This window comes from Chitinophaga sp. RCC_12, from assembly GCF_041360695.1.
Classification (GTDB): Bacteria; Bacteroidota; Bacteroidia; order Chitinophagales; family Chitinophagaceae; genus Chitinophaga.
Genome location: NZ_JBFUPS010000006.1, coordinates 149,194 through 162,886, shown reverse-complemented (window position 1 = coordinate 162,886; position 13,693 = coordinate 149,194). Strand labels below are relative to the sequence as shown.

At 46.9% G+C, this 13,693-nt stretch carries 10 protein-coding genes; 4 read left to right on the top strand and 6 right to left on the bottom strand.

The window, feature by feature from the left end; all coding sequences use genetic code 11:
- Positions 1 to 18 precede the first annotated feature (18 nt).
- From AB6805_RS19010 to AB6805_RS18990, 5 genes are all read right to left on the bottom strand, one after another.
- A complete protein-coding gene (locus AB6805_RS19010) occupies positions 19 to 606 on the bottom strand; it encodes a YceI family protein (RefSeq protein ID WP_370911026.1) in 588 nt (195 codons plus the stop codon).
- 30 nt (positions 607 to 636) lie between these two features.
- The gene (locus tag AB6805_RS19005; RefSeq protein ID WP_370911025.1) at positions 637 to 1,071 is read right to left on the bottom strand and encodes a DoxX family protein; all 435 of its coding nucleotides are present in this window, start codon (positions 1,069 to 1,071) and stop codon (positions 637 to 639) included.
- A gap of 61 nt (positions 1,072 to 1,132) precedes the next feature.
- A complete protein-coding gene (locus AB6805_RS19000; RefSeq protein WP_370911024.1) occupies positions 1,133 to 1,585 on the bottom strand; it encodes a MarR family winged helix-turn-helix transcriptional regulator in 453 nt (150 codons plus the stop codon).
- 289 nt (positions 1,586 to 1,874) lie between these two features.
- Positions 1,875 to 2,615 carry a 3-oxoacyl-ACP reductase family protein gene (locus AB6805_RS18995; protein WP_370911023.1) on the bottom strand — a complete coding sequence of 247 codons (741 nt, stop codon included), beginning with the start codon at positions 2,613 to 2,615 and terminating at the stop codon, positions 1,875 to 1,877.
- Positions 2,616 to 2,682: 67 nt separating this feature from the next.
- A complete protein-coding gene (locus tag AB6805_RS18990) occupies positions 2,683 to 3,222 on the bottom strand; it encodes a DinB family protein (RefSeq protein ID WP_370911022.1) in 540 nt (179 codons plus the stop codon).
- A 136-nt stretch (positions 3,223 to 3,358) separates the two neighbouring features.
- Here AB6805_RS18990 and AB6805_RS18985 point away from each other — a divergent pair, with 136 nt between their 5' ends.
- Complete coding sequence (locus AB6805_RS18985) at positions 3,359 to 5,596, top strand: alpha-L-rhamnosidase C-terminal domain-containing protein (RefSeq protein ID WP_370911021.1); 2,238 nt, start codon at positions 3,359 to 3,361, stop codon at positions 5,594 to 5,596.
- A gap of 214 nt (positions 5,597 to 5,810) precedes the next feature.
- Here the strand turns inward: AB6805_RS18985 and AB6805_RS18980 are convergent, their stop codons facing one another.
- Positions 5,811 to 6,185 carry a transmembrane 220 family protein gene (locus AB6805_RS18980; RefSeq protein ID WP_370911020.1) on the bottom strand — a complete coding sequence of 125 codons (375 nt, stop codon included), beginning with the start codon at positions 6,183 to 6,185 and terminating at the stop codon, positions 5,811 to 5,813.
- A 602-nt stretch (positions 6,186 to 6,787) separates the two neighbouring features.
- Here AB6805_RS18980 and AB6805_RS18975 point away from each other — a divergent pair.
- The 3 genes from AB6805_RS18975 to AB6805_RS18965 all read left to right on the top strand — a co-directional run bounded on the left by AB6805_RS18975 (position 6,788) and on the right by AB6805_RS18965 (position 13,482).
- Positions 6,788 to 10,024 (top strand): SusC/RagA family TonB-linked outer membrane protein, encoded by a 3,237-nt coding sequence (locus AB6805_RS18975; RefSeq protein ID WP_370911019.1) that lies wholly within the window; start codon positions 6,788 to 6,790, stop codon positions 10,022 to 10,024.
- Between the two features lie 32 nt (positions 10,025 to 10,056).
- A complete protein-coding gene (locus AB6805_RS18970) occupies positions 10,057 to 11,835 on the top strand; it encodes a RagB/SusD family nutrient uptake outer membrane protein (protein WP_370911018.1) in 1,779 nt (592 codons plus the stop codon).
- 111 nt (positions 11,836 to 11,946) lie between these two features.
- A complete protein-coding gene (locus AB6805_RS18965; RefSeq protein WP_370911017.1) occupies positions 11,947 to 13,482 on the top strand; it encodes an FG-GAP-like repeat-containing protein in 1,536 nt (511 codons plus the stop codon).
- Positions 13,483 to 13,693: the final 211 nt, after the last annotated feature.

Sequence of the window (13,693 nt, the reverse complement as noted above, 5' to 3'; positions counted from 1 at the left end):
CACTATCTAAATCTGTAACTATTGCTTTACTGCCTCTACGTTTACAGTGATGTCAACAGTAGGTGCTACTGCCCATACACCGGAAGGTAATTTGTCTGCATACTTTACTCCAAAATCAAGGCGATTGATGGTAGTTTTAGCAGTGAACCCTGCTCTTCTCAAACCCCACGGATCTTTAATCACACCATTGTAAGTAACGTCGAAGGTTACACGTTTTGTTGTATTGCGGATGGTGAGATCTGCCAGCAATACATATTTATCGCCTGTCACTTTCTTTAAGGAAACGCTTTTCAGGGTAATAGAAGGATATTCTGCTACGTTGAAGAAGTCATCTGTTTTCAGGTGACCATCACGTTGATCTACGCCAGTGGAAATGCTGGTGGCATCTACCGTGAAATCTACTTTTGCGTTCTGAAAGTTGGTGCTGTCGGCCGTTTCAATGGTGCCATTGAATTTGGTGAAATGACCTTGTACATAACTCAGGCCTAAGTGTTTTACGCCAAAGATGATGCTGGTATGGGCGGGATCCGCATTCCATTTTACCTGTGCAAAAGTGGCGATGCTGGCTAATACCAGGAGGGTAGTGAAAAAGAAACTTTTCTTCATGATTGTTTTTTTATTGAATGTGATAGTTATTTATTTAGAAAGCTGACGGTCAACGGACCAGCGTCCGGCGCCCTTGATGATCAGCGCAATGTTGATTCCAATTACCAGTAAATGATACTCAAAGCCTTCACCTGCCTGCGTACCGCCCCAGTTCATAAAAAAGCCATTAGCAGAATGAATGTTCGTAGCTACCAGCATGATAATAGTTAGCATGGCTGCCCATATCCTGGTGGTAAATCCAAAAAGGATCAGCAGTGAACCGATGCTTTCGGTAAATATTACCAGGAAAGCAAGGATAGAAGGAGTACCCTGGGAAGTGAAGTAGCCCATTGTAGCTTTGAAGCCATAACCGCCAAACATGCCGAGTAGTTTTTGTGCGCCGTGTGGCAACATCACCAGTGCGACTGTGATACGGATAATAAAGGAAGTGAGGTGATCGTCTGTGCGAAGTAATCTTTTAAACATAAGGGTATAATTATTAGCGTTTGAACTTTTATTGTATATACAAGTATTAGGGCAAAAAAAATCAACTGCGTAATTTATCCAGCAAATTGTTGAGGGTATTCACCTCATCTTTGGTCAGTTTCATGGTCACTTCCTGGTGGTTGTTTTCTATCACCGGATCCAGTTCCTTTAATAAAGCCAGTCCTTTGTCGGTGATCTCAATTTCCACTTTCCGGCGGTTGCTGTCGCACTGCTGACGCGTTAATAATCCCTTCTGGCGTAACTTCTCTACCAACCGGGTGGCATTACTCATTTTATCCATCATCCGCTCCTGGATATCCAGCAGGTTCAACGGATTGGGACTGCTTCCACGAAGTATACGTAATACATTGTATTGCTGGCTGGACAAATCATACTGCTTTAGCATATGAGAAGCGCCCACCTCCAGCCAGTTACCAGTAAAGATGATATTCAGAATAGCTTTTTGGTATTCGTCTTTAAATCGGGTTTGCTTCAGTTCCTCTTCCAGTTTCATAATTACATTTACAACTGTTGTTTATACAACAAAGGTAAGTGTATTTTTCATATTGCCAAATTTTATGCGGATTTTGTCTTGGCTCACGATTACGCTGATTTTACTGATTACCTGGATTTTATTCTTTTAGATTTTATAAAGGATTAAGGGAGATAGAAGCGGATATCCGCTCTTATCTCCCTCAATTATTATTTTAAAAAAATCAAAAAAATCCAAAAAAATCCAAAAGTAAAAATCCAGGTAATCAGTAAAATCAGCGTAATCCTGAGCCAAGACAACATCCGCTGGACTAGCTATTCAGCCCGCCATCAATCGTCAGCGCGGAACCGTTGATAAAGCCGCTTTCAGGACCTGCCAGGAAGCTCACAAGGCCGGCTACATCAGTGGCCGTGCCGTAATGACCCAGCGCAATGTGCTGGCGTTGATAATCGGCATGAGGGCCATCGGCCGGATTCATATCGGTATCTACTGGTCCGGGTTGTACCAGGTTGGTGGTAATACCCCTGGAACCCAGGTCGCGCGCCAATCCTTTATTGAAAGCGGTAAGTGCAGATTTGCTCATGCTGTACAGGGTACCCTGCGGACCAACCACACGGTCGGCCATGCAGCTGCCAATGGTAATGATCCTGCCGCCGCTGCCCATATGCCGCGTGGCTGCCTGTGTGGCTACAAATACGGCACGGGTGTTTACTGCCATGGTATGCTCATAGTCTTCCAGTGTATAATCGGAAAACGGTTTCATGACGGCAGTACCGGCGTTGTTAACGAGTATGTCTATACGGCCATAACTATTAACCGTATGCTCCACAGCGGCCAGCACTGCATTCACATCAGCGCTGTCTGCTGCCACGGCGGTAGCTTGCTGTCCTTTTGCGGTTAATTCTTCCACCAGCGCTGCTGCCGGCGCTGCGCCCTTTACATAGGTGAATACCACGGTGGCGCCTTCTCCGGCTAAACGCTTTACAATGGCGGCGCCCATACCACGACTACCTCCTGTTACCAGGGCTATCTTATTCTCCAGACGTTTCATAAATAAATGATTTTATGCTGGCAAAACTAGCCCCGCTAACCGGTGTAAAGAAGAGGAGTACTAATTGTTAACTACTAACCTTCATGTTAGAATTGGGCTGGAGGTACTTCTCACGGAGTATATTCAGGTGGTGTGTCTGATGCCCGGCAATGGCAAAGCCCAGGGCAAGCACCGACATTTCCGTTTTCCAGCACATCCCTGTCCGTAACAGCGCCGCTTCCGAGAAATTATTGAACTGCATAATGCTGGCCGCACGTACGGCTTTCAGTTCCGCAAGGATTTCAGATACACTCCGCTCATCTATTTCTGCATTCGCTGCGTAGTCGTCCTGTTCCATCGTGGGCGGTATCTGGGCATCTTTCCGGGCAAATAACAGGGCGCGGAAAGAAAACACCCGCTCGGTATCCGTAATATGCTGAAGTACATTCTTTATAGTCCATTTGCCGGGACCATAGGCATAGTTCCCCAATGGCTCCAGCTCTGCGGCATCAAATTCATTCAGTGCGTGTAACGACTGCTCCAGGGCAGTTTTGATATCTACGTCCGGTACCAGGTTAGTGTAGGTGGAATAATATCCCGGGTCGGGGTGGATGGCATTTTTTTTCATCTGGTGAGTTTTAAAGGAAACTGAATATACGAACATTTTCCCCTGGCAGCAGACCGTTTCCCCTTATTATATCATCTTAATAATATATTTAATATATTTGTAAGTAATATATCCTGACTACCTACAATCTCTTTCTATGAAATATCTGTTACGGGGCCTGCTGCTGCAGGCGCTCATCGGATTTGCCACCACCCTGCACGCGCAGGAGAAGAGCCCTGATAGCCCCTCCCAATGGGACGCCAGGTGGATTTCCGGTAATAATACCACCCCGGCTGCCTATGGGGTATATCTTTTCAGGAAGCAGTTCCAGCTGCTCAATTATTCCGGTCCTTTTATCATCCACCTTTCTGCGGATAACCGTTACCGTTTGTATGTAAACGGACGCTTTGCCGGAATGGGACCTGCACGCTCCGACGCTGCCAACTGGTACTATGAAACAATAGATATCAGCCCTTACCTGAAATATGGCGTCAACGTAATTGCTGCAGAAGTGATCAACTTCGGCCCCTGTAAGCCGCGCGGCCAGTTCACCAATAGCACCGGCCTGCTGATACAGGGACATACACCACGCGAGGCCGCTATTATCAACACGGGTTCTGCTTCGTGGAAAGTAATGGAAGATGAGTCGGTACATCCGGCTGCCGTAAAAACCACCGGTAACGCTTTCTACGGCGCATTCCCGGGCGATAGCATAATTGCGCAATACCATCCCTGGGGCTGGGAACAGCCTGCATATAACGACAGTGCCTGGGAACCCGCAGCAGCAGGGCATGGCGTGGCGCTGCAAGGCAATAGCGCGGACAACTGGCCGCTGCTTGCACCATCTCCGATAGGCCGCTTGTACCAGGAACGGCAGTCGTTCGCCGGCATTACGGCACAACAGGGAATTACTGCAGAAGCAGCCCTGTTGAAAGGCACCGCGCCATTAACGATTCCGGCTAAACGAAAAGTAAGGCTGCTGCTGGACGCAGGACAACAAACCATCGGCTTCCCTGAAATGCTGATCAGCGGTGGACTCGATGCTGCCATCAAAATTACTTACCAGCCGGCATATGTCAGCAGCACCGTGATACAGGATGCTATTCATCCTGATGGCGGCGCCCGCCGTAAGTTCATCTCTTCCGGGTACCGCAGCTTCCGGTATGTGCAACTGGATATTGAAACCGGCAAATCGCCTGTTACGTTACACGACTACTATAACGTATATACACAGTACCTGCTGAATGATAAGTCAACCTTCACCGCCGGCGCGGCAGCGGATTCGCTCTGGGCAGCCGGTAAAAGGGCCGCACTCACAGGCGCACAGGATAACCTGTACAATGATCCGTTCAATGAGCAGCTTCAGTATATACAGGATGCCCGAATACAGGGGCTTGCCATCAGTTTTTTTTCGGGAGATGATCAACTGCTCAGAAATGCGCTGGTACAAACAGACCAGTCGCGCATTCCCGAAGGCCTTGTCCGTTCCCGTTATCCGTCAGACGACCGGCTGGTATCGGTAACAGATGCGCTGGTATGGATCGGCGCTATCCACGATTATTTGTGCTATAAAGCAGATAAAGAACTGGCGAAACAATGTTTCCGGGGAGTACGCAGCATCCTCGATTGGGTGGATCGCTACCAGGACCCCGTTACCGGTTTACCCGGCAATATGCCTTACAACGATAGCGTGGCGCTGTCGCCCGCCACAGGTCAGTACCTGTATGCGCTGCGGCAGGCAGCTGTTATTGCGGGCTATTGCGACAAGCCGGCAGACTCTCTCGCCTATACCCGCACGGCAGATAAAGCAAGGGAAGTATGGTATCAGCAATGTTATGATGCGGAAAGAGGGTTGTACGCGGAAACCGCCGCAAAGAAAACTTTTTCGCGCTATACCAACGCCCTGGCTGTACTGGCACAGGCGGTGCCACCCCGGCAGGTAAAAAACGTGATGCAGCGGTTATTGACAGAAAAACCGGCGCCAGGTGAATCGCTGCGTGAAAAGTATTACATCTTCAAAGCAATGGAGGAAACCGGCATCACAGAAACCTTCCCGGCAGAACTGCGGCCGCTCACCGTACTGCTGGAACAAAACAATGCAGCCGCTTACCAGGCAACGGCCTCAGTGGCCAATCTTTTCCTGCTGGGCATTACGGCCGGTATCCAATCCTCCTCCTATGGCTTTAGAACCGTATTAATAGCGCCGGATCCCGGCGCTTCGCCGCAGGTAAAAGCCACCATGGTACATCCTGATGGCTTAATAGAAGTAGACCTTGCATTTAAAAATAATCGTGTAACCGGCACCGTTAGGGTTCCGTTCGGTATCACCGGCAAATTCCGCTGGCGCGGGAAGGAGATCACGCTGCACGGTGGGCCGCAGGAAATCGCTTTGTAACGCGCGGATTTTGTCTTGGCTCAGGATTACGCTGATTTTACTGATTAGCTGGATTTTTACTTTTGGATTTTATAAAGGATTAAGGGAGACAGCAGCGGATATATTCGCTGCTGTCTCCCTTAATTATTAATCTAAAAATCTAAAAAAAATCCAAAAGTAAAAATCCAGCTAATCAGTAAAATCAGCGTAATCCTGAGCCAAGACAACATCCGCGTTACGCGCGTTTTCTTCGCGAGTAAAAATAATTTATCCCCAATGCGCCGATACAAATGAACAATCCAAAGAATTCGCGTGTTTCTTCAATCCAGGGCTTGGTTGCTTTCATGGTTTCGGCAAGGTTCTCTGCATTGTGTTTGGTGAACCAGTCCTCCACCCCGTTCTGATCAAAAAACTTATAAATGGCATAAGCCAGGTATACCAGTATACCAGCAATATACCACTTCGGGTAAAATCGGTTACGGGCGGCAAACCAGCAAAACAAGGCAGAATAAAGGTAAATGGGCATCCATATATAAGGATCAGGATCATTGTACTGTAAACCTGCAAACAAAACGAACATCAGGCAAAACACAATATTCAATATTTTCATGACACAAAAATTAGGACTTAAACATACATAAAAGAATTTCAAAACTATATTCCTTGTATTATTTTATCCCGGCAGTGTGGAATAGTGGAATGACAGTCTGCAATTTTGTCACTTTTAAAGAAAATGTTAAAAGACTACTTGTTTGGGCTAAAATAATGTTATATATTCGGTTCATTACATCGTTCCACGTGAGAACCAAAATCTGAGATTAGAAATGTTTGTTACTAGAGCAAAAGATTCTCACATTATTATTAATTAAGTTATCGTATCGGATTAAACAATTAAACAAAGTCAAATGACCTGAATCAGCTTGACCATCAGTGTTTGTTTTATAGTATAATTCATCATTCACTAGTAGTTATCGTTTAACTGTTGAACAGACACTTGTTTCTTTTTTGACACCGTGTAGCGCATCATGCACAGTGATGAAAAACTAATGCTTTGTATTTATTGAAAATTGACCTGCCGCAAAAAATAAATGCAGCGGGTAAGGAATCTGTATGCAAAGTTGTGACTGTTCAATAAGGTGACATATATAGAATAGATAGGAATCCTTATTTACTAACAATTTTTTTTCTTAAACGTTTCCCTTAAATCACGTTATGAAAAAGCAATTTTACCAGGCACTCGCCGTTCTATGCGGCCTCTTGTTGCTATTGGCCGGCAACACTGTATCAGCACAAACAAAAATCTCGGGTAAAGTAACAGACAAAGCCTCCGGCAATGCGCTGCCAGGCGTTACGGTGTTTGTGAAAGGTACCAACCGGGGTACTGCCACAGATCCCTCCGGTGCATTTTCCCTCATGGCCAAATCAGGCGAAACACTTGTATTCTCCTTTGTGGGATACGATCCGCAGGAAACAGTAGTAGGAACCGGACCAGTAAACGTTTCTCTCACCGAGAAAGTAGGATCACTGGAAGAAGTAGTAGTAACCGGTTATGCCAGCCAGAAAAAGAAAGACCTTACCGGTGCAGTGTCCATTGTAAAAGTGGAAAATCTCACCAAACAACCCACTTCCCAGATAGCTAACCAGCTGCAGGGACAGGTTTCCGGCGTTACCATCCTCGGCTCCGGTCAGCCCGGCCAGGAACCACAAGTGAAGATCCGTGGCGTAAATACCTTCGGAAATAATACACCACTGTATGTAGTAGATGGAGTACCCATCTCTAACATCACAGACATAAACCCCAACGATGTGCAAACCATGCAGGTACTGAAAGATGCAGGCGCTGCCTCTATCTACGGTGCCCGTGCAGCCAACGGCGTTATCATCATCACCACCAAAAGAGGAACCGGAAAAGTAAAGGTTTCTTATGATGGCTATTATGGTACACAGCGTCCTAAAGGCGGAAATGTATGGAATATCCTCAGCCCGCAGGAACAGGCAAACCTGAAATGGATGGCGATCGCCAATACAACGCCCAACCCTGTATATAATGATGAACAATATGGCTCCGGTGCCACACCACGCCTGCCGGATTATATCGCGCCGCAGGGCGCAATGGAAGGAGATCCCGGCACAGATCCATCTACTTATTTCGTAAATCCAAACTACAAGGTAGCCAGTGATGTGGATGCTTTTCACCGCATTGTAAAGGCCAACAAGTCAGGTACCGACTGGTTTCACGAAATATTTAACCCGGCGCCTATCACCAGCCACAATATATCAGTAGCAGGTGGCGGCGATATCGGCAGTTACTTTTTCTCTTTCTATTACTTTAACCAGCAGGGTACATTAACCAACACCTATAACAAACGTTATGCAGTTCGCGCTAACAGCACTTATAACGTTACGGATCATATCCGTGTAGGGCAGAATATGGAATATTCCCTGATCAATAACCCGCAGATCGGCGCACTTACGGAAGGTAGCGGTATCGGTATGGCTTTCCGCGAAATGCCTATCATCCCGGTACACGACATCAAAGGCAACTATGCAGGCAGCTTCGGTAAAGGTTTGGGTAATGCCCGTAACCCCGTAGCCATCCAGGATCGCTTCGGTACTACCAAAACACTGGCTAACCGCCTGTTGGGTAACGTGTTTGCAGAAGCAGACATCCTGAAACATTTCACCCTCCGCACCAGCTTTGGCGGTGAAATCTATTCTTTCAATAACCACAGCTTTACGCTGCCTGAATACGAGAACGCCGAGAACAATAAGGTGAACTCGTACACAGAAAACGCAGGAAATGGTTACGACTGGACCTGGACCAACACCCTCACTTACCATCAGAACTTTAATCAGGTACACGACCTGAAAGTACTGCTGGGTACAGAGGCATTCGATAACCAGGGACGCACCGTTGGTGGAAGCAACCTCGATTATTTTACTTTTGATCCCGACTTCACCAACCTTAGCACAGGTAGCGGTACGCCAACCAATTATAGCGGCCGTTTCTCTGATGGACTATTCTCACTGTTCGCAAGGGTAGACTATTCCTATAAAGACCGTTATCTCCTGGGCGCCCTGATTCGCCGTGACGGATCTTCCCGGTTCGGCTCATCCAACAGGTATGGTAACTTCCCCGCTGTAAGTGCCGCCTGGCGTATGTCGCAGGAAGGATTCATGAAAGGTATCAGCTGGATCTCAGATCTGAAAATCCGCGGAGGATATGGTATCATGGGTAACCAGATCAACGTAGATCCCCAGAACTCCTTCACCGCTTACGGATTCGAAAAAGGAAACTCCTTCTATGACCTGAAAGGCACCGGTAACTCCATCATGCAGGGCTTCTACCGCACACGTATCGGTAACCCCAATGCAAAATGGGAAAGTAACGTAAACGCCAACATCGGTATCGACGCGACCTTGTTCAAAGGCGCACTGGAAGTTACTGCAGACTACTATCGTAAAGATGTAAAAGATCTGCTGTATAACCCCGAACTACCAGGTGTTTATGGTATCGCCAACGCTCCTTATGTGAACGTGGCACAAATGAAAAATAAAGGATTCGATTTTTCTGCTACCGCCAACCTGAATCTTACTAAAGACCTCAAGTTGGAAGTGAACGGTAACATCACTACCTATAATAACGAAATCGTTAAAATATCAGACGCTGCTCCTTACTTCGACCAGGAACAACGCCGGTTTAACGGTACATTTATTATCCGTAATGCTGTGGGCCAGTCCATCAGCGAATTTTTTGGATATAAAGTAGATGGATTCTGGAATAGCCAGGCACAGATAGATGCTGCAAACGAAGCTACCAGGAAACAGTATAACGACAATTCACTGGTATACCAGACAGATACAAAACCAGGTCGTTTCAAATATGCAGATGTGAATGGCGATGGCAGGATCACAGAAGCAGATCGTACTTACCTCGGTAATCCTAATCCGAAGTTCAGCTACGGCCTCAATATCAACCTTACTTATAAAGCCTGGGATTTCAGCATGTTCGTATATGGAGTACAGGGCAACAAAATCTGGAACCAGGTGAAATGGTGGACCGACTTCTATCCTTCCTTCGAAGGTGCGAAAAGCAAAACCGCCCTCTATGATTCCTGGTTGCCAACCCGTCAGAACGCAACAGCGCCTATCCAGGAAACATCTCCGTCCTTCAGTACCTCCAATGTGCCGAACTCCTATTTTGTTGAGAATGGTTCTTACCTGCGTGCGAAAAATATCATGCTGGGATACACCATACCCAGCAACATACTCCAGAGAGTGGGTATTACAAAATTCAGGGTATATGGCCAGGCTGCAAACCTGTTTACCATTACAAAATACTCAGGTATAGATCCTGAAATTACCGGTGGTACCAGCAATTTTGGTGTGGATGAAGGAGCATATCCTAATCAGCGTCAGTACCTGCTTGGTGTGAATGTAACATTCTGATAATTTTTTCCTGAAAAGTAAAATTGAGAAAAATGAAAACATTACGATATTTAAGTGTAATTCTTGCGTTGGCAGCAGTAGGAATCAGTGCTTGTAAAAAGAGCTTCCTCGAACGGGGACCACTCGGCTCCCTCAGTGACGAAATTGTGGCGAATAAAGCCGGTATCGGTTATTTACTCGTAGGCGCCTATGCCTCACTCGACGGACAGCAAACCGCCCAGGCAGCACTCGGTGGTGGCGGCCCATGGGAAGCGTCTCCTACCAACTGGATCTATGGCAGCGTAGCCGGTGGCGATGCACATAAAGGCAGCTTCAGTGGTGACCAGCCAGGTATCGATCCCATCGCAAAATTTACGGTAGATCCCAGCAACGGTTTCTTTAATACCAAGTGGAGAGCTGTTTATGAAGGGGTGATCCGTTCCAATGCAGTACTGGTAGCACTTCCAAAGGCAACAGATATGAGTGCCGCCGAAAAAACACAAGTGGAAGCAGAAGCCCGCTTCCTTCGTGGCCACTATTACTTTGAACTGAAAAAATTGTTCAATAAAGTACCTTATATCACAGATACCACGTTGGAAGTCCGCATCAAGAATGATAAGGATATCTGGCCTTTTATTGAAGCCGATTTTAAATTTGCAACAGATAATCTGCCGCCAACACAAAGCGACGTGGCAAGAGCAAATAAATGGGCCGCACAGATCTACCTGGCCAAAACTTATCTCTATCAGAAAAAGTATACAGAGGCAATGCCGCTGTTCGACCAGGCAATCGCCTCCGGTGTTACCTCCAATGGCCTTAAATATGCACTCACCAACGCATTCGAAGACAACTTCGATGCCGCCAAAAAGAATAACTCAGAGTCTGTATTTGCTATTCAAATGACCGCAAACGATGGTACCAATACCATCGCAAACGCAAACCAGGGAGAAATGCTGAACTTCCCGTACAACAGCCCCTTCGGCTGCTGCGGATTTTATCAGCCTACCCAGGACCTCGTAAACTCATATCGTACAGACCCTGCCACCGGGTTGCCTAACCTCGACACCTGGAATGCAAACCCCGTGAAGAATGACCAGGGCATTGTATCCAGCACCGCGTTCACGCCGGAAACAGGTACACTGGATCCACGCCTCGACTGGACCGTTGGCCGCCGCGGACTGCCGTATCACGACTGGGGCAATCACCCAGGTGCTAACTGGATCAGGGACCAGAAATATGCCGGCCCCTATGCACCAAAGAAAATGGTGTACTGGCAGTTTAACCAGGATAAATACAAAGATGCACACTCCTGGGCGCCAGGATCTGCCATCAACGTGTTGCTGATCCGCTTTGCAGATGTTATCCTCATGGCCGCTGAATGCCATGCCCAAACCGGCGACCTCGGCGGCGCTACCGCGCTGGTAAACCAGATCCGCGACAGGATGATCAATCACCCTGAAAACTGGCTCCATAAATACAAAGACAATACGAAACCCATGTTAGGTTTCGATCCAACACAAATGGCCGCTAATTATAAAATAGGTAGGTACACAGCTACTTTTTCAAGTAAGGACCAGGCGTTAAAAGCCATTTATTTTGAACGCAAACTGGAACTGGCTACAGAAGGCCACCGCTTCTTCGATCTCGTTCGATGGGGCATTGCCGATGTGGCGCTGAATGCCTTCATCCAATACGAATCAGCCATCACCGACGACCTGAAAGGCGGGCATTTTACCAAAGGGAAAAATGAATACTTCCCCATCCCGCAACGCCAGATCGATCTGACAATGGTGGGCGGAGTAAGAGTACTCGATCAGAACCCGAATTATTAATAGCTATATCTGTCGCCCTTTTTAAACAAAACGAATGCAGCGATCTTTTTCGCTGCATTCGTTTTTATATAACATTTTAGTACTTTACAATGCCCGTTAAAATATTCACTGATGACCAACCAACCAATGAGGAACCGGTATTGTCTCGCCGCTTTATTTTTAATCACCACCAGCCTTGTTGTCATCATCAGCTGTCATACCCCTACCCCGGAAGAAAAAGGAAAAGCCCTGGCAGATAAATATTGCTCTGGCTGCCATTTGCCGGTGTCTTCCAACCTCCTGGATAAGGAAACCTGGACAAAGCATGTATTGCCCGCTATGGCCCCCAAATTGGGCATTAAAGTGTGGGGAGAGCATTCTTATTACCCACCAATGCCCGGCGAAAAACCAGGGCTTATTTCCATCCAGGATTGGGAACTGCTGGTGGAATACTATGAACATACCGCCCCGGATAAACTGCCGGCAGAAAAAATACCGCAGCCGTTGCAACGCGACTGGTCCTTCTTCACCCTGAAACGCCCCGCACTGAAAGATACCGTTCCCGTAGCTACTACTATGGTGGCCTTTAACCCGGACAATGGCCACCTCATGACCAGCGATGGTCTCACCAGCACACTCACACAATGGGACGAAAATTTACAAGTCGTTAACATCCGGAATTTACCTTCTCCAGCTGTTGATATACTTTTTGTAAAAGATACTGCAGGACAACAACAGGCCATACTCACAGAAATAGGCAACATGCGCGCATTGGACGCGCCTGCCGGCATTATCACCAGCATCCGGCCTAACGACGCGGAAAGCAGGCAGCACGACCTCATGGCTTTCCTCAAACGACCGGTACAAACCCTGCAGGCGGATTTTGATAAAGATGGTCTGCCCGACCTGCTGGTATGCGCATTCGGACATAACCAGGGAGGCCTGTACTGGCTGAAACAGTTACCGGACCACAAGTACCAGCAATTTCCCATATGGGAAGTGCCAGGCGCAATCCATGCAGAAACCGGCGATTTTAACCACGACGGCTATACGGACTTTATGGTATTGTTCGCCGCCGGTGATGAAGGGATCTGGTTATTTGAAAACGACAGGAAAGGTGGCTTTGTATCTACCAACCTGCTGAAGTTCCCTCCTGTCAATGGTTCTACCGGGTTTCAACTGGCAGATTTTAACGGAGATGGCAGCCTGGATATTTTATATACCTGCGGTGACAATGCAGATTTTTCTATGGTGCTTAAACCTTATCACGGATTATTCGTCTACCTGAATGACGGAAATAATAAATATACAGAAGCATGGCATTACCCGGTGAATGGCTGTACAAAGGCTGTGGCAGCGGATTTTAATGGTGATGGCAAAGTGGATATTGCTTCCATCGCCTTTTTTGCCGATTTTAAACACCGCCCGGAAGAAAAATTTATTTTCTTTGAAGGTGGAAATAAACCACTTACGTTTATTCCTCATTCACCGCCACTGGAGAAGGAAGGAAGGTGGATCTGCATGGATGTGAAAGATTATGATCACGATGGCGATCAGGATATCGTACTAGGAAACTATGCGCAGGGTTTTATTATACTTGATGATTATAAGCCTGACTGGAAAGAGTATCAGCCGTTTATAGTATTGCAGAACAATGCTGTACATTAAACGGAACGTAAAAATCACTTGTTTATTTGGAATGAAAGGAGAAATATGTATCTTACGGCCGTATTTATTGCTGCATGGATTTTTGCTTTATTGCCGGATCTGAATTTATAGGAAGAGCACTCATATATTACAGATCTTTAAAGTGCCATCGTTCTTGATCAACGTTTTCCCAACATATACCTTATTGCGCTGTGCCTGTCGTCAGAGGCAC